16 protein-coding genes are annotated in these 19909 nt (G+C 58.7%); 6 read left to right on the top strand and 10 right to left on the bottom strand.

Annotation, left to right across the window (positions count from 1 at the left end):
- Nucleotides 1–315 precede the first annotated feature (315 nt).
- The 4 genes from nirB to cobA are packed head-to-tail and all read left to right on the top strand — an operon-like array spanning nucleotide 316 to nucleotide 6575.
- Nucleotides 316–2769 carry a nitrite reductase large subunit NirB gene (gene nirB / locus KW848_RS15150; protein WP_192407064.1) on the top strand — a complete coding sequence of 818 codons (2454 nt, stop codon included), beginning with the start codon at nucleotides 316–318 and terminating at the stop codon, nucleotides 2767–2769.
- A complete protein-coding gene (nirD, locus tag KW848_RS15145; RefSeq protein WP_074875030.1) occupies nucleotides 2766–3083 on the top strand; it encodes a nitrite reductase small subunit NirD in 318 nt (105 codons plus the stop codon). The genes nirB and nirD overlap by 4 nt, the downstream gene beginning before the upstream one ends.
- Entirely contained in the window at nucleotides 3083–5797 is a 2715-nt protein-coding gene (locus KW848_RS15140; protein ID WP_218537338.1) for a nitrate reductase, read from the top strand. The genes nirD and KW848_RS15140 overlap by 1 nt, the downstream gene beginning before the upstream one ends.
- A 10-nt stretch (nucleotides 5798–5807) precedes the next feature.
- A complete protein-coding gene (gene cobA / locus KW848_RS15135; protein ID WP_218537337.1) occupies nucleotides 5808–6575 on the top strand; it encodes a uroporphyrinogen-III C-methyltransferase in 768 nt (255 codons plus the stop codon).
- A gap of 127 nt (nucleotides 6576–6702) precedes the next feature.
- Here the strand turns inward: cobA and KW848_RS15130 are convergent, their stop codons facing one another.
- The 8 genes from KW848_RS15130 to ppsA all read right to left on the bottom strand — a co-directional run bounded on the left by KW848_RS15130 (nucleotide 6703) and on the right by ppsA (nucleotide 14829).
- Nucleotides 6703–7737 (bottom strand): OmpA family protein, encoded by a 1035-nt coding sequence (locus tag KW848_RS15130; RefSeq protein ID WP_111450639.1) that lies wholly within the window; start codon nucleotides 7735–7737, stop codon nucleotides 6703–6705.
- Nucleotides 7738–7844: 107 nt separating this feature from the next.
- On the bottom strand, nucleotides 7845–8435 hold the full coding sequence (sigX, locus tag KW848_RS15125) for an RNA polymerase sigma factor SigX (RefSeq protein WP_008146300.1): 591 nt from the start codon (nucleotides 8433–8435) through the stop codon (nucleotides 7845–7847).
- A gap of 89 nt (nucleotides 8436–8524) precedes the next feature.
- Entirely contained in the window at nucleotides 8525–9349 is an 825-nt protein-coding gene (locus KW848_RS15120) for a mechanosensitive ion channel domain-containing protein (protein ID WP_046053154.1), read from the bottom strand.
- Between the two features lie 2 nt (nucleotides 9350–9351).
- The gene (locus KW848_RS15115) at nucleotides 9352–9600 is read right to left on the bottom strand and encodes a hypothetical protein (protein WP_008146303.1); all 249 of its coding nucleotides are present in this window, start codon (nucleotides 9598–9600) and stop codon (nucleotides 9352–9354) included.
- Nucleotides 9601–9663: 63 nt separating this feature from the next.
- The gene (locus KW848_RS15110; RefSeq protein ID WP_192407060.1) at nucleotides 9664–10659 is read right to left on the bottom strand and encodes a zinc transporter ZntB; all 996 of its coding nucleotides are present in this window, start codon (nucleotides 10657–10659) and stop codon (nucleotides 9664–9666) included.
- A gap of 25 nt (nucleotides 10660–10684) precedes the next feature.
- Entirely contained in the window at nucleotides 10685–11176 is a 492-nt protein-coding gene (gene rraA / locus KW848_RS15105; protein ID WP_111450641.1) for a ribonuclease E activity regulator RraA, read from the bottom strand.
- A 121-nt stretch (nucleotides 11177–11297) separates the two neighbouring features.
- A complete protein-coding gene (locus tag KW848_RS15100) occupies nucleotides 11298–12287 on the bottom strand; it encodes an alpha/beta fold hydrolase (protein ID WP_218537336.1) in 990 nt (329 codons plus the stop codon).
- 166 nt (nucleotides 12288–12453) lie between these two features.
- Complete coding sequence (gene ppsA, locus KW848_RS15095) at nucleotides 12454–14829, bottom strand: phosphoenolpyruvate synthase (RefSeq protein ID WP_111450643.1); 2376 nt, start codon at nucleotides 14827–14829, stop codon at nucleotides 12454–12456.
- A 174-nt stretch (nucleotides 14830–15003) separates the two neighbouring features.
- On the opposite strand from ppsA, the gene KW848_RS15090 reads away from it, so the two are divergent.
- Nucleotides 15004–15822 (top strand): pyruvate, water dikinase regulatory protein, encoded by an 819-nt coding sequence (locus KW848_RS15090; RefSeq protein ID WP_111450644.1) that lies wholly within the window; start codon nucleotides 15004–15006, stop codon nucleotides 15820–15822.
- A gap of 123 nt (nucleotides 15823–15945) precedes the next feature.
- On the opposite strand, the gene KW848_RS15085 is transcribed toward KW848_RS15090, so the two are convergent.
- On the bottom strand, nucleotides 15946–17355 hold the full coding sequence (locus tag KW848_RS15085; protein ID WP_218537335.1) for a PLP-dependent aminotransferase family protein: 1410 nt from the start codon (nucleotides 17353–17355) through the stop codon (nucleotides 15946–15948).
- Nucleotides 17356–17492: 137 nt separating this feature from the next.
- On the opposite strand from KW848_RS15085, the gene KW848_RS15080 reads away from it, so the two are divergent.
- Nucleotides 17493–18395: a DMT family transporter gene (locus KW848_RS15080; protein ID WP_218537464.1), complete on the top strand. Its 903-nt coding sequence runs from the start codon at nucleotides 17493–17495 to the stop codon at nucleotides 18393–18395.
- 7 nt (nucleotides 18396–18402) lie between these two features.
- Here the strand turns inward: KW848_RS15080 and prpD are convergent, their stop codons facing one another.
- Nucleotides 18403–19887: a 2-methylcitrate dehydratase gene (gene prpD, locus KW848_RS15075; protein WP_218537334.1), complete on the bottom strand. Its 1485-nt coding sequence runs from the start codon at nucleotides 19885–19887 to the stop codon at nucleotides 18403–18405.
- Nucleotides 19888–19909: the final 22 nt, after the last annotated feature.

The raw sequence follows: 19909 nt of genomic DNA, 5'->3' as shown, positions 1-19909 counted from the left end.
GCTGCGATCTTTTGACTTTTCTGCTTCAAAACCGGGCATAGCGCATTGAACCGGTGCACGGAAATACCCTCCTCCTATGACAAGAGCCCATAAATTCGGCATTTGTGCGAGTTGGCACAACCACTGCATTACCTTTCTCACCATACATAAAGCCCAGCCTTCAACGATGAAGGATGCGCTGCCCGAGAGAACGGGACCAGGACAAAGGCGTCCTCGCTAGGCAACTAGCGGGACGCCTTTTTTTGTTTGCGCAAATTTTGTCGAGCAAGACCTGAAAGCCCTGATGAGGCGGGTCCGAGCTCCCCGGAGAACCTGATGAAAAAATTAAAACTGGTGATGATCGGCAACGGCATGGCCGGGGTTCGCACCCTGGAAGAGCTGCTCAAGCTGAGCAATGAGCTGTACGACATCACGGTCTTCGGCGCCGAACCTCATACCAACTACAACCGCATCCTGCTCTCGCCCGTACTGGCCGGCGAACAGACCTTCGAAGAGATCGTGCTGAACGATCTGGATTGGTACCTGGAAAACAACATCAAGCTGCTGCTCAACCGCAAAGTGGTAGAGATCGACCGGGTCAAACGCCGGGTGATCGCCGAAGACGGCACCGAGGCCGAATACGACCGCCTGCTGATTGCCACCGGCTCGACGCCGTTCATCCTGCCGATCCCTGGCAATACCTTGCAGGGCGTGATCGGCTACCGCGACATTGCCGACACCCAGGCAATGATCGACACCGCCAAGACCCACAAGCACGCCGTGGTCATCGGCGGCGGCCTGCTGGGTCTTGAAGCCGCCAACGGCCTGATGCTGCGCGGCATGCACGTCACCGTGGTGCACATCGGTGAATGGCTGCTGGAACGGCAACTGGACAAAACCAGCGGCCAGTTGCTGCAAACCGCCCTGGAAGCCCGCGGCCTGCACTTTCGTCTTTGCGAGCAAACCCAAGCCCTGCACGATGCCGGCAATGGCCGGGTCGGCTCGGTTGAGTTCAAGAATGGCGACATCATCCCCGCCGACCTGGTAGTGATGGCCGCCGGTATTCGACCCAACACCGAACTTGCGGAAAAATCCGGCATCCCCTGCAACCGCGGGATTTTGGTCAACGACACGATGCAAACCTACGACCCTCGGGTCTACGCCATCGGCGAATGCGCCAGCCACCGCGGCATCGCTTACGGCCTGGTGGCGCCGCTGTTCGAACAGGCCAAGGTCTGCGCCAACCACCTCGCCCAATTGGGCTTTGCCACCTACAAAGGCTCGGTGACGTCGACCAAATTGAAGGTCACCGGCATCGACCTGTTCTCCGCCGGCGACTTTATGGGCGGCGAAGGCACCGAAACCATCACCCTCTCCGACCCTATCGGCGGGGTCTACAAAAAACTGGTGATCAAGGATGACGTGCTGGTCGGGGCCTGTCTGTACGGCGATACGGCAGACGGCGGCTGGTATTTCCGGCAGATCCGTGAGAATCACGCCATCGATGAGATCCGCGATCACCTGATGTTCGGCGAAAACGCTTTAGGCGATGTAGGACATCAAGGCCAGGACAAAGCCATGAGCATGGCCGACACCGCCGAAGTCTGCGGCTGCAACGGCGTGTGCAAAGGCACCATCGTCAAGGCGATTCAGGAGCACGGGCTGTTCAGCGTCGACGACGTCAAGAAACACACCAAGGCTGCCAGCTCCTGCGGCTCCTGCGCAGGGTTGGTGGAACAGATCCTGATCAACACCGTGGGCGGCGCAGCAGACGTCAAACCGAAAAGCGAAAAAGCCATTTGCGGTTGCAGCGACTTGAATCACGGGCAAATCCGCCAGGCCATCCGCGACCAGCACCTGCTGACCATCGCGGGCACCCTGAGCTACCTGAACTGGCGCACCCCGAACGGTTGCGCCACGTGCCGTCCGGCGCTCAACTACTACCTGATTTCCACTTGGCCGGGCGAAGCCAAGGATGATCCACAATCGCGCCTGATCAACGAACGGGCCCACGCCAACATTCAGAAAGACGGCACTTACTCTGTAGTCCCACGGATGTGGGGCGGTGTGACCAATCCTTCGGAACTGCGGCGCATCGCCGACGTGGCCGACAAATACAACGTGCCGATGGTCAAGGTGACCGGCGGCCAGCGTATCGATTTGCTGGGGATCAAAAAGCAGGACCTGCCAGGCGTCTGGAAGGATCTCGACATGCCATCCGGCCACGCCTACGGCAAATCCATCCGCACCGTGAAGACCTGCGTCGGCAGCGAGTTCTGCCGCTTCGGTACGCAGAACTCCACGCAACTGGGCATCGAGCTTGAGCACGACCTGTTCAACATGTGGTCGCCGCACAAAGTGAAACTGGCCGTCTCCGGCTGCCCACGCAACTGCTCGGAAGCGGGGATCAAGGACGTCGGAATTATCGGCGTGGACTCGGGCTGGGAGATGTACATCGGCGGCAACGGCGGGATCAAAACCGAAGTCGCGGAATTCTTCGTCAAGCTCAAGACCGCCGAAGAAGTGCGTGAATACAACGGCGCTTTCCTGCAGCTCTATCGCGAAGAAGCGTTCTACCTCGAACGCACCGTGCACTACCTGCAACGGGTCGGCATGGAACACATCAAGAAAGCCGTGCTGGAAGACCCGCAGCGACGCAAAGCGCTCAACGATCGCCTGCAATTCTCCTTGTCGTTCGAACAGGACCCGTGGAAGGAACGCCTGGAGCAACCGCTGTTGAAGAAAGAATTCGACGTCATCACGGTGAAGAATCTGGAGGTGCCGGTATGAACTGGCTGGATATCTGCGCACTGGAAGAAATCAATGCCCTGGGCTCGCGGATCATTGCCGGCCCGAAAGGCGATATTGCGATTTTTCGTACCAGCGACGATGAGGTTTTCGCACTCGATGACCGCTGCCCGCACAAGGGCGGGCCACTGTCCCAGGGTCTGATCTATGGCAAACGGGTCGCCTGCCCACTGCATAACTGGCAGATCGATCTGGAAACCGGCGAAGCCCAGGCCCCGGACATCGGTTGTGCTCACCACCATTCAGCACGGGTCGAGAATGGCCGGGTGTTGCTGGCCCTGCGGGAAGCAAACTGATGAACCAGATCACCGCTTCCACCTGCTGCTATTGCGGGGTCGGCTGCGGCGTGCTGATCGAGCATGACGGCAAGCGCATTCTCGGCGTCAGCGGCGATCCGGCCCACCCGGCCAACTTCGGCAAACTGTGCAGCAAAGGCTCTACCTTGCACCTGACCGGTGACCTCGCAGCCAGGGCGTTGTATCCCGAACTGCGCCTGGGCAAAGGCCTGGCCCGCAGCCGCACCGACTGGGACACCGCCCTCGATCACGCCGCCAGCGTTTTTGCCGAGACCATTGCCGAACACGGCCCGGACAGCGTGGCGTTCTACATTTCCGGGCAATTGCTGACCGAGGATTACTACGCCTTCAACAAACTGGCGCGAGCGCTGGTGGGCACCAACAACATCGACAGCAATTCGCGCCTGTGCATGTCGTCGGCCGTGGTCGGTTACAAACGCAGCCTGGGCGCCGACGCACCGCCGTGCAGCTACGAAGACCTGGAATTGAGCGACTGCGTGATGATCGTCGGCAGTAACATGGCCTACGCCCACCCGATACTTTTCCGTCGCCTGGAGGAAGCAAAATCCCGCCGGCCGCAGATGAAAGTCATCGTCATCGACCCGCGTCGTACCGACACCTGCGATCTGGCTGACCTGCACCTGGCGATTCTGCCAGGCACCGATGTCGCCTTGCTCCATGGGATTTTGCACCTGCTGCTGTGGGAAGACTGGGTCGACCGCGACTTCATCAAGGCCCACACCGAAGGCTTGGCCGAACTGAAGAACCTGGTGCGCGATTACACGCCGCAGATGGTTTCGCAACTCTGCGGGATCAGCGTCGAGCAACTGCAGCAATGCGCCGAATGGGTTGGCACTTCACCGAGCTTCCTGTCGCTGTGGTGCATGGGCTTGAACCAGTCCACCGCCGGCAGCGCGAAAAACAGCGCACTGATCAACCTGCACCTGGCCACCGGGCAAATCGGCCGCCCCGGCGCAGGACCTTTCTCGCTGACCGGTCAGCCGAATGCCATGGGTGGCCGCGAAACCGGCAGCCTGTCGAACCTGCTGCCAGGCCATCGCGAGGCTGCCAATGCCGAGCATCGCGCGGAAGTGGCGGCGTATTGGGGCGTGGATCAACTGCCTGCAAACACCGGGCTCACCGCTATCGAATTGTTTGAGCAAGTGCGCAGCGGAAAAATCAAAGCACTGTGGATCGCCTGCACCAACCCCGCGCAATCAATGCCGGATCAAACCGCCGTGCGCGCAGCACTGCAAGCCTGCCCGTTCGTAGTGTTGCAGGAGGCCTTCCGCACCACCGAAACCGCAGCCTTCGCTGACCTGCTGCTGCCTGCCGCCAGTTGGGGCGAAAAGGACGGCACGGTGACCAACTCTGAACGGCGCATTTCCCACGTTCGCCGAGCCATCGTCGCGCCCGGCGAAGCCCGCCCGGACTGGGCGATCACGGTGGATTTCGCACAGCGCCTGGAGAAATATCTGCGTCCCGGGCAAAGCAGCCTGTTTGCCTTTGAAAACCCGGCGCAGGTCTTCGACGAGTACACGCAATTGACCCGCGGGCGTGATCTGGACTTGTCCGGCATCAGTCATGCACTGATCGACCGCCTCGGTCCGCAGCAATGGCCCTTCCCCACTGGCGCCAGCGAAGGCACAGCCCGGCTGTACCTGGACGGAATTTTCCCGACGGCCAGTGGACGTGCACAATTCGTGGCCGACCCGTACCGCGCCGCCAAGGAACAACGCGACGCACGCTTCCCGCTGACCCTGATCACCGGCCGCCTGCGGGACCAATGGCACGGCATGAGCCGCACCGGCACCGCCGCGCAGTTGTTCGGCCACGTCAGCGAAGCCGTGTTGAGTTTGCACCCCGATGAACTGCGTCGGCAGCGGCTGCAATCGGGCGACCTGGTCAACCTGAAAAGTCGCCGTGGCGAAGTGATTGTCGCCGTTGGAGGCGACGACAGCGTACGACCCGGTCAGGCCTTTCTGCCCATGCATTGGGGTGACCGCTTCCTCAAGGGTGGCGTCAATGCGCTCACCCAACCGGCTTTCGACCCTTTGTCGAAACAGCCCGAACTCAAACACAGTGGCGTGCGTCTCGAACCTGTAAATCTCCCATGGCAGCTATTCGCCCTGATCGAAGGCGATGTTCAACAGAATTTTGAGACGCTACGACCGCTCTGTGAGGCGTTTTCCTACGTCAGCCTCAGCCTCGCTGGTCGTGAACGCCCCGCGCTGCTGATACGCGCTGCCAGCGCCGTCGCGCCCGACCCGCAACTGCTGCGCGATATCGATCAATGCCTGGGACTCAACGACGGCCCCGTTTTGGCCTATGACGACCCACGGCGCTCCATCGGTAAACGGGTGCGGATCGAGAACGGCCGGATCACCGCGATTCGCCTGGCCGGTGAAACCCTTGCCCAACACTGGCTGCAAAGCCTGTGGCTGGAAGGTCGCGCTGACGAACAACTGCGGCGCTGGCTGCTGGCACCGCTGAGCGCACCGCCGGGCAACAGCAGTACGCCGGCCATCGGTAGCAAAACCCTGTGCAACTGCAAAAACGTCAGCCAAAGCGCGGTCTGCGCTGGCATTAACCGCGGTCTGGACCTGCAGGGTTTGAAACAAGAATTGGGCTGTGGCACGCAATGCGGCTCCTGCGTCCCGGAAATCAAGCGTTTGCTGGCCGCCACTGCGCAGCCGGTCGCCGTCACCTCGTGAGGAAAACACTATGAGCGCAAAAGTCTGGCTGGTGGGTGCGGGTCCTGGCGATCCGGAATTGTTGACCCTCAAGGCCGTGCGAGCGTTGAGCGAAGCGGATGTGGTGCTGATCGATGACCTGGTCAACGACGCGGTGCTGGAGCATTGCCCGCAGGCGCGGATCATTCCCGTGGGCAAGCGCGGCGGCTGTCGCTCTACACCTCAGGCATTCATTCATCGTCTGATGCTGCGTTATGCACGCCACGGAAAATGCGTGGTGCGCCTCAAGGGCGGTGATCCGTGCATTTTTGGCCGGGGCGGCGAAGAGGCGCAGTGGCTGCGTGAACATGGGGTCGAAGTGGAACTGGTCAACGGCATCACCGCCGGGCTTGCCGGCGCAACGCAATGCGATATTCCGTTGACCCTGCGGGGTGTTGCGCGTGGCGTGACGCTGGTCACCGCCCACACTCAGGATGGCAGCTGCCTGAACTGGCAAGCCCTGGCCCAAGGTGGTACGACGCTGGTGGTGTATATGGGTGTCGCAAAACTGAGCGAGATTCGCGAGCAACTGCTCGCCGGAGGAATGGCGGCGGATACACCGGTGGCAATGATTGAAAATGCTTCCCTGCCACACCAACGGGAATGTCGGAGCGATCTGACTGCGATGGAAGAAGATGCCTACGCCTTTGAGTTGAAAAGCCCGGCCATCCTGGTGATCGGAGCGGTCGCGGCCTGCAAAGAAAGTCAAAAGATCGCAGCCTGCGGCAACTCCTACACAGCTTCTGCGTTCAACCTGTAGGAGCTACCGAAGGTTAGGGCCGCGTTTCGGACGATCTTTTCACCGCAACGCAAATCTCCCGCTAAAACCCAAATCGCAGACAAAGAAAAGCCCGGCCTAAGCCGGGCTTTTCAGAGCTGCGAGCTAATTACTTAGCTGGAGCTTCAACCTGCGCTTCTACGCGACGGTTTACAGCGCGACCAGCTTCAGTTTTGTTGTCAGCAACTGGGCGGGATTCGCCGTAGCCAACAGACTGAACGCGGGACGATTCAACACCGTACTGGTTGGTCAGAACTTGCTTAACGGCGTTTGCACGACGCTCGGACAGTTTCTGGTTGTAAGCGTCAGGACCGACGGAGTCAGTGTGACCTTCAACAGTAGTAGTGGTGGATGGGTACTGTTTCATGAAGTCAGCGAGGTTTTTGATGTCGCCGTAGCTGTTAGGCTTGACTACCGACTTGTCGAAGTCGAACTTCACGTCCAGCTCAACACGAACAACTTCAGCAACTGCTGGGCAGCCATCAGCGTCAACAGTTACGTTGGCTGGGGTGTCCGGGCACTTGTCAACGTTGTCGCAAACGCCATCGTTGTCGCTGTCGGAGCAGACTTCAGCTGGTGCTGGAACTGGAGCAGCAGCAGGCTTGGAGCCGCCACCGAAGTTCACACCGATACCGACGCTTGGAGCCCACTCGGTGTCGCCCTGGTCGATGTTGTATTGAGCTTCAACGCCAGCACGGGCGTAGAAGTTATCGGTGAAGTACAGCTTGGCACCGCCGCCAACGTTGGCGAAGGTGGAACGGTTACGACCGCCACCGCCGTTCTGGCCAATGCTCTGGTCCGAGAAACCGGCAGAAACGTATGGACGGATCATGTCGCCTGGGTTGTTGAAGTGGTACAGAGCGTCCAGAGCGGTATCAGCGCCCTTAACGTTACGACCGTCATCGGAACGCACGTTGTGCACTTCGTCGTAAGCCAGACGCAGTTCAACGTCGTCGGTGATGAAGTAGCCTACGGAAGCGCCAAACAGGTTGCCATTGTTTTTGAAGTCACGATCGCTGTCGTACTGTTCTTTCTTGGCGAAGCCTTCGATTTCAACTGCGCCTTGGCCTTGTGCCAGTGCGCCGAACGTAGTGGCGGCAATCAAAGAACCAATGGCCAAGCCCAAGGTGTTTTTCAGTTTCATCCGTTAAATCCCCATCTGGTGATTGTGAAGCAGTCCCGCAAACCGGGGGACAACTCGGCGGCAAGTCTATCAGAACTTGCCTACACGTAAGAGATATTTGCGCCGAACTAAGTTTCAGCAATGCCTGCAAATTTCTCACGCAATTTATCTAGAGCACGTTTGTAACGCATTTTTGTCGCACTCAAACCCATGTGCATGATATCCGCGATCTCTTGAAATTCCAGCTCTGCGACAAATCGTAGCACCAGAATTTCACGGTCAATCGGGTTCACATACACTAACCAGCGATCAAGTCCACCCTTATCCTCAGGTTTCGGCGCCTTTTCTTCAGACGCTTCCTCGAGGGGGTCCAGACTCAAAGCATCCATCAAGCGACGCTTTCGCCGTTCTTTCCGATACTGCGTGATGCACTCGTTGTACGTGATGCTGTATAGCCACGTCTTGAACTTCGATTTGCCCTCGAAGTTCTTCAGGCCATACAGCACCTTCAACATCACTTCCTGACAGACATCGTCTGCGTCGCGATCGTTCCCAAGATACCGCGCACAGACGTTAAATAATGTTCGCTGGTAACGCCGCATCAGTTCTTCATAAGCGCGCGTTACGTGAAACAGCTCGGTATGCGAGCGCGCGACCAACTCCTCATCAGAGAGCTCGCGGGGGTCGTAGCGCGTGGACAGCGATTGAGCTTTATTCAAAACAAGTCGGGCCGACAGTCAGGTCAATGTCCGCCGCAACCCTTTTCAGGGTATTTTTGCGGCGGCATACATTAGCAGGGTTTGCCGGGTTAGCGGCTACTCACATGCTGTTCCAGGAGAATCCGATTGGAAAGAGAGACTAGCTCCCCCTCATCGGTCAGCAATGTGGTTTTAACCGTGCCGATCTCTTCGATCTGACCTTCGACCTCGCCAACACGCACTTGTTGCCCAACCTGATACAACTCCCGCACATAGATTCCCGCAAGAATCTGACCGGCAATTTCCCGGCTTCCCAATCCCATGGCCAGCGCAACCGCCAGACCAACGGTAATCAAAACTATCACAATCACGTGGTTGAGCAGGTCAGTCTTGACCTCCAACTGGCTGATTGCGACCGAAATACTGATGATAATCACCAGGCCCTGGGCAATTCTCCCCAGGCCCGCAGCGTAATCCAGCCCTACACCCTCTGCCGCACCACGCACCAACCCATTGGCCAATTGCGCGAGTAAAACACCCACCAGCAGCACCAGCGCGGCGCCAAATACTTTCGGCACATACAGCGCAAGCATATCAAGCGTAGCCGAAACTCGCTCAAGCCCAAGGGATTCTGCGGCAGAAACCAGGAAAATCAGCAGAACGAACCAATAGACAATCTTGCCAATCAAGGTCGAGATAGGCACTTGAAGGCCGGCCCGGGACAGCAATTTGGTCAGTCCGGTGCCGCCCATCAGGCGATCGAGCCCCAGCTTGGCGAGCAACTTAGACAGCAAAGTGTCCAAAAGTTTCGCAACGACGAAACCCAACAGCAGCACAACCAGTGCGCCGAACAGGTTCGGGATGAAATTTGCAACCTTGGTCCATAACGCAGTCATTGCAGTGACGAGGCTCTGAGTCCAGAGATCAAGTTCCATATTCAATCAGCCTTATCAGCAGTGCGAACGGTAGGTTTACGGTGACGGGAAACCGGAGCGACATGGGCCGATCCGTTATTCAGGGCGATCATCAACGCGGGCAACCAACGGCCCAGCAGGCTGAACAGATCACCGGCGCCGACCTGGCGGTTGGCGGTTTTCAGTACACGCCCAAGGCACGCATCGTCGTCCCGGGTGGACGGTGATGCCTTGAGCATGTCACGCAAAGACTGTTCAAACGGATCGTGCATACGCACCTCTCGTGATGTCTGTGAAAGACGCGGTCAAATTTGCTCGGGTCACATCGCTCACCCTCAGACCCAGCGCAAACGTCGGAATAACCACCACTGCCCCAGCGCCACCGAGACCATCATCAGGCACGCAATCAGGAAGCCATAGGGGCTTGCAGAGAACGGAATCCCGCCGACATTGATGCCCAGAAGACCCGTCAGAAAACTCATCGGCAAAAAGATCCCGGTGATGATCCCGAAGCGGTACATCGTGCGATTCATTCGCACGCTCAAACGCCTGTCTTCGGCCTCGAGGACCAACCCCACCCGCTCCCGGGTCAATTCCAGCTCCTCCAGATATCGGGTCAGGCTGTTGTTCAATTCGTTCCAGTAATCGCCATCATCTTCGACAAACCAAGGCAGTTTTATCCGTGTCAGCTGACCGAAAATGTCCCGTTGCGGAGCGAGAAAGCGCTTCAACGCAGCAGCCCTTCGCCGGATCTGTAAAACGGCTCCGTGCTCGGGTGTATACCGTTCGTCGGCATCCAGCTTTTCTTCTTCCTCATCGACGACTTCCGAGAGGCAGCTGACCAGATCCTGCACCTTGTGGGTGAGGTATTGCGCCATATAAAGGATGAGTTCTGACGCCGTTTTCGGTCCTTTGCCTTCGGCGAGCTGCAGCAGCAACTCATCCGTGGCGCGCAATGGACGCAAACGCAGGGAAATGACCCGCTGGGCCGACGCGAAGATCCGCACCGAGACCATGTCTTCCGGCTCGGCGCCCGGGTTCAGGTTGACCCCACGCAAAAATAGCAGCAGTTCGCTGTCCGAAAGCTGTACAAGACGCGGACGGGTGTTTTCTTCAAGTAAAAGATCACAGCTGAATTCGCTCAGACCGCTGGATTGTCGCAACCAGGTCTGGGTTTGCGGGTGACTGCGATCCCAGTGCAGCCACAGGCTTTCATGGGCCTGCAGCTGCAAGTCATCGAGTTCAGTCCGGGCTATCGAACGCGCACTGCCTTTACCGTCCAGCACCAGGGCATGCACCAGCCCCCACTGCGCGTTTTCTTCCTCGAACATCCTCACCCCTTTGTTGGTGCAGCGCTTATTCAGGCATTTTCAGCGGGCTTGGCGAAATGATCACGCCGTTATTGTCCGCATAGATGTAGTGGCCCGGGTGGAACGTCACACCGGCAAAAGTGACCGCAACGTTGAGATCGCCGAGCCCGCGCCGGTCGGATTTCCTCGGGTGGCTGGCCAGGGCCTGAACGCCCAGATCGGTCTGCGCGATGATATCTACGTCGCGGATGCAACCGTAGATCACCAGCCCTTCCCAGCCGTTTTTAGCGGCTTTCTCGGCCAACATGTCACCCAGCAACGCATGACGCAGGGAACCGCCGCCGTCGACCACCAGCACCTTGCCATTCCCCTTCAGCTCGACCTGCTCCTTGACCCGCGAATTGTCTTCGAAACATTTGATGGTCACGATTTCGCCACCGAAAGAATCACGGCCGCCGAAATTGTTGAACATCGGCTCCAGCACCTGCACCAGCTCCGGATAGGCGTCGCAAAGGTCAGGCGTGATGTAATGGTTCATCGAGAAACTCCTGTAGAGAGGAAGACAATCGAGGATGTCGCAAAGTGACCAGAAAAGCTCAATGCGTCATATCTTAGCCGCAAGCCGAACGGAGCGAAATGCCCTTGTTAGAGCATCAGGCTCATACCGCCGCAGCCAGACCCGGTTTTCCACCCAGCAATGGCGTTTGCTGATCTGCCAACCAGCGCGCCACCAGCGGCCAGACTTCAGTCTGGGCGGCTTTGCTGACGAGCATCTCTACATGACCGAAATTATCGCCAAAGCCCTGCTCGCGACCCAGGCTGATGAATTGCTTATGCTCGGAACCCACCTGATCGAACAGCTTGCGACAAGCCCAGGTCGGGTCCTGATGGTCACCGGCGGCACTCACGGCCAATACCGGTAACTGAACGTCGGCCAATCCGGCCCACCAATCCTTGTCGGCATCGCCAAAGCGCCCGAACAGGCCATACCAGCGCATGCTTTCCAGGGCCAGGCCAATGGGCTCATCCTCCGGGCCGCGCTTGAGCCGTGAACCGGACAACTGGGCAAAGCGTTTAAGAATGAAACGCCCGCTCCACTCCACCGGGGGAATTTTCAACGGCCAATAGGTGCGGCTGATTTGAGTGCCGAAAAACGCTGCGGAAGCCACTACCGGCTCGCCGATGTACTCACCACCCAATGCCGCTGCCAGGGTAATCCCGCCCAGCGAGTGACCGATCCAGTGCGGGATCTGGCCGCTCTGCTCGCGCACGAACGCGCCAATGGCCGGCAAATCGTAACGGGCGTAGTCGGCAACACGGTTCTTGCGGTAGTTCTGGTTACGCTGGGACAGACCGTGACCACGCATTTCGGGAATCCATACATCGAATCCCAGACGCGTCAGGTAGGCGCCCAGTCCAAGCCCCTTCGGGGAAAACCAGAACCGGCGATTGGAAAAGCTGCCGTGAAGCAAAATAACCGGAACGCCACGCGCGTCTGAGCCATCCGCCATGCCCAGGCGCGTCACGGCCAGTTCGACGGTGCCGTCAGGGCTGTTGCCGGGTTTCAGACGATAGACGTCTTCGCTCAGATCGCCGCGCCGCTCGGCGCTGATCAGGGCGACAGGAAATAGGTTGCTGCTGCTTTGCATAATGCTCTTGCACAAAAAAGGGCGGCATCCAGAGGAGCCCGCCCTACTTCAATCTCAGAAAACGACTACCCCCTGTAGGAGCACAGCTTGCTGGCGATGGCGATTTTGTAGACGCCATCGCGGGCAAGCCTTGCTCCTACAGTGAGCGGCCCTTTCACTCACACCATCAAGCCGGAGCCTGACCTTCAGCCAGGAAGAACCAGGTTTCCAGTACGGAATCGGGGTTCAACGAAACGCTTTCGATGCCCTGCTCCATCAGCCATTTGGCCAGATCAGGGTGGTCCGAAGGACCCTGACCGCAAATGCCGATGTACTTGCCAGCCTTGTTGCAGGCCTGAATCGCGTTGGCCAACAGCTTCTTGACCGCCGGATTACGCTCGTCAAACAGGTGCGCGATGATCCCGGAGTCACGGTCCAGGCCCAGGGTCAGCTGGGTCAGGTCGTTGGAACCGATGGAGAAGCCGTCGAAGAACTCGAGGAATTCTTCAGCGAGGATCGCGTTGGACGGCAGTTCGCACATCATGATGATGCGCAGACCGTTTTCGCCGCGCTTCAGACCGTTCTCCGCCAACAGGTCGATGACCTGGCTGGCTTCGCCGAGGGTACGGACGAATGGCACCATGATTTCGACGTTGGTCAGCCCCATCTCGTTGCGCACACGCTTGAGGGCGCGGCACTCGAGTTCGAAGCAGTCACGGAACGATTCGCTGATGTAACGCGAAGCGCCACGGAAGCCCAGCATCGGGTTTTCTTCTTCCGGCTCGTAGAGCTTGCCACCGATCAGGTTCGCGTATTCGTTGGACTTGAAGTCCGACAGACGCACGATGACCTTTTTCGGAGTGAACGCAGCAGCCAGGGTGCTGATGCCTTCAACCAGCTTCTCGACATAGAAGCCAACCGGATCGTCGTAACCGGCGATGCGTTTGTCGACGCTGTCCTTGATGTCCTGCGGCAGCCCGGCGTAATTCAGCAGCGCCTTGGGGTGCACGCCGATCATGCGGTTGATGATGAACTCCAGACGGGCCAGGCCCACACCGGCGTTCGGCAGTTGCGCGAAGTCGAAGGCGCGATCCGGGTTGCCGACGTTCATCATGATCTTGAACGGCAGATCAGGCATGGCATCGACGGAGTTTTTCTTGATGTCGAAGCCCAGTTCGCCTTCGAAGATGTAACCGGTGTCGCCTTCAGCGCAGGAAACGGTCACGCCCTGGCCTTCTATCAACAGCTGGGTGGCGTTGCCGCAACCGACCACGGCGGGGATGCCCAGCTCGCGAGCGATGATCGCCGCGTGGCAAGTACGGCCGCCACGGTTGGTGACAATGGCGCTGGCGCGCTTCATGACCGGTTCCCAGTCCGGGTCGGTCATGTCGGAGACCAGAACGTCGCCTGGCTGGACTTTGTCCATCTCGGACACGTCCTTGATGATGCGGACCTTGCCGGCGCCGATGCGCTGGCCGATGGCGCGACCTTCAACCAGCACGGTGCCGGTTTCTTTCAACAGGTAACGTTCCATGACGTTGGCCTGGGTGCGGCTCTTCACGGTTTCAGGACGGGCCTGAACGATGTAGAGCTTGCCGTCGTCGCCGTCTTTGGCCCATTCGATGTCCATCGGGCACTTGTAGTGCTTCTCGATGATCATCGCTTGCTTGGCCAGTTCGCTGACTTCGGCGTCGGTCAGGCAGAAACGTGCGCGATCAGCCTTGTCGACGTCGATGGTCTTGACCGATTTACCGGCCGTGGCGACTTCGCCATAGATCATCTTGATGGCTTTGCTGCCCAGGTTGCGACGCAGGATGGCCGGACGACCGGCTGCCAGCGTGCCTTTGTGGACGTAGAACTCATCCGGGTTCACCGCGCCTTGTACGACGGTTTCACCCAGGCCGTAGGCGCCGGTGATGAACACCACGTCACGGAAGCCCGATTCGGTATCGAGGGTGAACATCACGCCGGCGGTGCCGGTTTCGGAGCGGACCATGCGCTGCACGCCAGCCGACAGGGCAACCAGCTTGTGGTCGAAGCCCTGGTGGACGCGGTAGGAAATCGCGCGGTCGTTGAACAGCGAAGCGAACACCTCTTTGGCGGCGCGAATAACGTTTTCGACACCACGGATGTTCAGGAAGGTTTCCTGCTGACCGGCAAAGGAAGCGTCCGGCAGGTCTTCGGCGGTAGCGGAAGAGCGCACGGCCACGGCCATGTCAGGGTTGCCGGCCGACAGCGTGGCGAACGCGGTGCGGATTTCGGCGTTGAGCTTCTCAGGGAACTCGGCTTCCATGATCCATTGACGGATCTGGGCGCCAGTCTTGGCCAGGGCATTGACATCATCGACGTCCAGGGCGTCGAGGGCGGCATGGATCTGATCGTTCAGGCCGCTCAGCTCGAGAAAATCACGATAAGCCTGAGCTGTCGTGGCGAAGCCACCGGGCACCGATACACCGGCACCTGCAAGGTTACTGATCATCTCGCCCAGGGATGCGTTCTTGCCCCCTACGTGCTCTACATCATGGACGCCGAGCTTATCGAGGGAAACTACGTACTCTACCAAGGTGATCTCTCCACTAACTGTGTTGGAAAAGCTCAGAAGCCGGCTGCTCTATGGAGCGTTTGCCAGCTGTATGGCCTGGACCTGGAAAATAAGTGAGAATGCAGGCCACTGGCGGCCGGCAAATCGCGCCTATCATATCCAAGATTCGTCACTAGCTTAAGGCCCAAGGTGCAAATGAAACGATCTGCTTTCTTTATCTCCGATGGTACCGGCATTACCGCCGAAACCCTGGGTCAAAGCCTCCTGGCGCAGTTCGAAAACATTACCTTCAGCAAATTCACGAAGCCGTACATCGACAACGCGGATAAAGCGCGGCTCATGGTACAACAAATCAACAAAGCCGCTGAAAACGATGGTTTTCGGCCGATCATCTTCGACACCATTGTCAACCAGGACATCCGTGAGATCCTCGCAACGTCCAATGGTTTCATGATCGACATTTTCTCGACCTTTCTGGCGCCTCTTGAACAGGAATTGACCGAGCATTCTTCCTACACCGTCGGCAAGTCCCACTCGATTGGCAGCAACTCCAATTACATGGAGCGGATCGAGGCGGTGAACTTCGCCCTCGACAACGACGACGGTGCGCGCACGCATTATTACGACAAGGCGGACCTGATTCTAGTGGGCGTGTCGCGTTGTGGTAAGACGCCGACGTGCCTGTACATGGCCATGCAATTTGGCATCCGCGCGGCCAACTATCCGCTGACCGAAGACGACATGGAACGCCTGCAATTGCCAGCAACCCTGCGTGCCCATCAGCACAAACTGTTCGGCCTGACCATCGACCCGGACCGCCTCACCGCGATCCGCAACGAGCGCAAGCCCAACAGCCGCTATTCGAGCTACGCCCAGTGCGAATTCGAAGTGCGCGAGGTGGAGAATCTGTTCCGTCGCGAGAACATTCCGCACATCAATTCCACGCATTTTTCGGTGGAAGAGATTTCGGCGAAGATTCTGGTGGAGAAAGGCGTGGAGCGGCGGTTCAAGTAGTGCTGTAGAGCCCGCTATACCGCTATCGCGAGCAGGCTCACTCCCACAGTTGATCTCCAGTGGACACAAAGTTTATGTACGACAGAGATCAACTGTGGGAGCGGGCTTGCTCGCGAAGAACGATCACTCGGTCTCAGCCAATGCCTCCACCAACGCTTCAAACCCTTGAAGCAACAACCGATCATCCCCCGTCGAATGACACACACTCGCCCTGATGAACTGCGGCACCGCCCCATGTCCGACCGCAAACGCCTCAGCAGTCGCCACCCGATAATTATTCTCCTTGAGCTCCTCAGCAATCTGCGAGGCCCGCCACGGCTCGGGCACTTCAATCCAGAAGTGCGGGCTATGGGAATGGGTTTTATACGCCAAGCCTTCCAGCACACCACTGACCAACGTCTTGCGCCGACCAATCTCGGCAATCTGCTGGCCCAGCAACTGCTCGGCCATACCGTTTTCTATCCACAGACTCGCCACCTCCAGCGACAGCGGGCTGGCCATCCAGCACGTCCCGCGCACCGCTGCGCTCAAACGTCCGATCAACGGTTGCGGCGCATGCAGGTAACCGACCCGCAAACCCGCCGAAACAGCCTTGCTCAGGCTGCCGATCAGCACCGAGCGCTCCGGGGCGAAATGGCTCAAGGGTAACGGTCGCTGTTGAGCCAATACCGCGTGGGCTTCGTCTTCAAAGATCAACAGATTGTGCTGCCGACAGACCTCTGCAATCGCCTCACGCCGTGCGACTGACATCACTGCAGCCGTAGGATTCTGGATCGTCGGTGTGCAATACAGCGCCGACACACGATGGTTGCGGCAAACCTCCTCCAGGGCATTGGGCATCAGCCCTTCATCATCCATCCCGACACCGATCAGTTTTATCCCGAGCTGGCGTGCGACGCTGATCAACCCCGGGTAGGTCAGGTGCTCTGTCACCAACGTATCACCCGCCTTGAGCAACCCCATCAAGGCACACAACAGACCGTGCTGGCCGCCGTTCACGCAAACGATCTGCTCGGCGTTCGGGACAAATTCTTTATGCCTGAGCCAGTGCGCCCCCGCCGCACGATAGCGTGGCAAACCGACATCGACGGTGTAACCGCTGATGTGTTGCAACGCCTCAGGATCAAGGGACAACGCTTGCAGGCTCTGACTCAAAAAAAGCGCTTCCTGCCCCGGAATCGGTTGATTGCGGCTCATGTCGAAAAACGCCTGCGGCTCATCGCTGACATTGCGAAAGCCGCCGTCCCGCGGCCGTTCCATCCCACGCTGACGCACATAGGTGCCGTCTCCTACGCGAGCGACCACCAATCCCACACGTTCGAGCTCACCGTAAGCGCGGCTGACGGTACCGATGGTCACACCGAGGCTATCCGCCAGCAGCCGATGAGGCGGCAATTTGCAGCCGGGCTCGATCAGCCCTTCAGCGATGCCTTTTTCGATCGCGTCGGCGAGGCGTTTGTATTTCACCCCCAGACCGTTCGCCAGGCCGTCGCGCAGGATTGACACCATGGCAATACTTGTTTTGACAGTCATTCCAGCCCCGAATAGCGTGCTTGAAACAGGTTCAATCAGGGATAGCCCTTTTGCAGAAGGAGGTCAATTCCGAACATAAAAGGAGTCCGATCTTGTCCATAGCCATCAGCGCACCTTCACGTACTGCCAAACCCTGGCTGGCCGCCCTGATCACCAGCGTGTTGTTCCTGATCGTGTGCCTGAGCTGGGGCACCACGTGGCTCGGGATCAAGATTGCCGTTGAAAGCGTGCCGCCGCTGACCGCTGCCGGCCTGCGGTTCCTCATCGCCTTCCCGCTCTTTCTCGGCTTCGCCCTGATACGTCGTGAACCGCTGCTGTTTCCCAAGGAAAGTCGTTGGTTTTTTGTCTTCGTCACGCTGTCGTATTTCAGCCTGCCGTACTACTTGCTCAACTACGGCGAGATGCACGTGTCATCGGGTCTGACGGCGCTGTTGTTCAGCTGCATGCCGGTGTTCATCCTGTTGTTTTGCGCGCTGTTTCTGCGGGAAAAAATCTACCCCTCGCAAGTGCTGGGCATCGCGATCGGTTTCGGCAGTCTGTTCATGATCATCCGCAGCCAGGGGCTGCATCTGGACCATGCCGAATTGTTCGGAGTGTTGGCCATCCTCTGCGCAGCGGTGATGCATGCGCTGTGTTACGTGGTGACTAAAAAACACGGCACGGCGATCAGCGTCATCACCTACAACACGCTGCCAATCGGCATCGCCGGGCTGATGCTGTTTGTCGCCGGATTGAGTGTCGAAGCACCGGTGTTCAATGCCATCACCGCGCGTTCGTGGAGCGCCCTGCTCTATCTGGGACTGGTGGCGTCGGTGGGCGGGTTTATCGTTTACTTTTTGCTGCTCAAGCGGCTGAGCCCGATCATTCTGTCGTTTGTGTTCATCATTTTTCCGGTGTTCGCAGTGATCATCGGCGCCTGGTACGAGGGGCAAACCGTGTCCCGGGAATTGATGATGTACTCGGCGATTTTGCTGACGGGGTTTGCGATCACCAAATTGCCTGTGGAGAAGTGGCTCATCGGCAAAAAAACAAACCCCTAGGCGACGGTCAGATCACAAACAAATCCACAAACCTGTTCACCGGTGTGGCTTCAAGCTTCGCCTGATCCTTGCACAACGCAAAGATCTCGGCGCTGCGCTGGGCGTTGAAGCGCGTCGCCAGGTTCGCCTTGAACTTGTCTTCCAGCAGCGCAATACCGTCGGAGCGGCGACGGCGATGGCCGATCGGGTACTCCACCAACACGTTTTCGGTGCTGGAGCCGTCCTTGAAGAACACCTGTATCGCATTGGCGATGGAGCGTTTGTCGGCCTCCAGGTATTCGCGGGTGTAGCGCGGGTCTTCGACGATAACCATTTTCTCGCGCAGCACGTCGATGATCGGATGCACCGCGTGGAAGTCGTCTTCGTACTGCTCGGCCACCAGATTGCCGAACGCCAGCGGCACGGCTGTCATGTACTGAATGCAATGGTCACGGTCCGCAGCATTGGCCAGCGGACCGACCTTGGAGATGATGCGGATTGCCGATTCGTGGGTAGTGATGACGATTTTGTCGATTTCGTGCAGGCGATTTCTGACTTGCGGATGCAACGTCACGGCCGCTTCGCAGGCCGTTTGCGCATGGAACTCGGCCGGAAAGCTGATCTTGAACAGCACGTTTTCCATCACGTAGCTGCCGTACTTCCGGGAGAAGCTGAACGCGCGTTTGTCTTCGGGCTTGAGCGCCAGGTCGTTGTTGGTGTGGCTGAACAGCACATCGTAGAAGCCCCATTGTTTCGCGGTCAGTACGCCGGGGATGCCCATTTCGCCACGCATGGCGATGTCCGCCAGACGCACGCCACGGCTGGACGCGTCGCCGGCCGCCCAGGATTTACGCGATCCGGCATTCGGCGCATGACGGTAAGTGCGCAGCGCCTGACCGTCGGCGAACGCATGGGACAACGCCGACAACAACTGCTCACGATTGGCGCCCATCAGCTTGGCGGTGACCGCGGTCGAGGCGACTTTCACCAGGATGACGTGATCCAGGCCTACACGATTGAAGGAGTTTTCCAACGCGATCACGCCCTGGATTTCGTGAGCCATGATCATGGCGTCGAGCACCGCGCGAACGGTCAGCGGCGCGTCGCCATTGGCCAGGCGTTTTTGCGACAAGTGATCGGCCACCGCGAGAATGCCGCCGAGGTTATCGGACGGATGGCCCCACTCCGCGGCGAGCCAGGTGTCGTTGTAGTCGAGCCAGCGCACGATGCAGCCGATGTCCCACGCCGCCTTGACCGGGTCGAGGCGATAACTGGTACCGGGGACACGCGCGCCAAACGGGACGACGGTGCCTTCCACCATGGGGCCGAGGTGTTTGGTGCATTCGGGGAAGCGCAGGGCCAGCAAGCCGCAACCCAACGTGTCCATCAGGCAGTTGCGTGCGGTGTCGAGGGCTTCGGCGGACTGGATCTTGAAGTTGAGGACGTAGTCGGCAATGTCCTGCAGGACCGTGTCGTAGTCGGGGCGGTTGTTCTGGTCGACGTTGGTGCTCATGTTCGATTCACTCTTGAAGTGG

Source organism: Pseudomonas sp. PDM25 (genome assembly GCF_019219045.1).
GTDB lineage: Bacteria > Pseudomonadota > Gammaproteobacteria > Pseudomonadales > Pseudomonadaceae > Aquipseudomonas.
This window is presented reverse-complemented; position numbering and strand designations above follow the sequence as displayed.

Bases quoted from the DNA above. Each gene is read 5' to 3' on its own strand.
- nirB (WP_192407064.1), top strand. From the start codon at position 316: ATGAAAAAATTAAAACTGGTGATGATCGGCAACGGCATGGCCGGGGTT.
- nirD (WP_074875030.1), top strand. From the start codon at position 2,766: ATGAACTGGCTGGATATCTGCGCACTGGAAGAAATCAATGCCCTGGGC.
- KW848_RS15140 (WP_218537338.1), top strand. From the start codon at position 3,083: ATGAACCAGATCACCGCTTCCACCTGCTGCTATTGCGGGGTCGGCTGC.
- cobA (WP_218537337.1), top strand. From the start codon at position 5,808: ATGAGCGCAAAAGTCTGGCTGGTGGGTGCGGGTCCTGGCGATCCGGAA.
- KW848_RS15130 (WP_111450639.1), bottom strand. From the start codon at position 7,737: ATGAAACTGAAAAACACCTTGGGCTTGGCCATTGGTTCTTTGATTGCC.
- KW848_RS15120 (WP_046053154.1), bottom strand. From the start codon at position 9,349: ATGGAACTTGATCTCTGGACTCAGAGCCTCGTCACTGCAATGACTGCG.
- KW848_RS15115 (WP_008146303.1), bottom strand. From the start codon at position 9,600: ATGCACGATCCGTTTGAACAGTCTTTGCGTGACATGCTCAAGGCATCA.
- KW848_RS15110 (WP_192407060.1), bottom strand. From the start codon at position 10,659: ATGTTCGAGGAAGAAAACGCGCAGTGGGGGCTGGTGCATGCCCTGGTG.
- rraA (WP_111450641.1), bottom strand. From the start codon at position 11,176: ATGAACCATTACATCACGCCTGACCTTTGCGACGCCTATCCGGAGCTG.
- KW848_RS15100 (WP_218537336.1), bottom strand. From the start codon at position 12,287: ATGCAAAGCAGCAGCAACCTATTTCCTGTCGCCCTGATCAGCGCCGAG.
- KW848_RS15090 (WP_111450644.1), top strand. From the start codon at position 15,004: ATGAAACGATCTGCTTTCTTTATCTCCGATGGTACCGGCATTACCGCC.
- KW848_RS15085 (WP_218537335.1), bottom strand. From the start codon at position 17,355: ATGACTGTCAAAACAAGTATTGCCATGGTGTCAATCCTGCGCGACGGC.
- prpD (WP_218537334.1), bottom strand. From the start codon at position 19,887: ATGAGCACCAACGTCGACCAGAACAACCGCCCCGACTACGACACGGTC.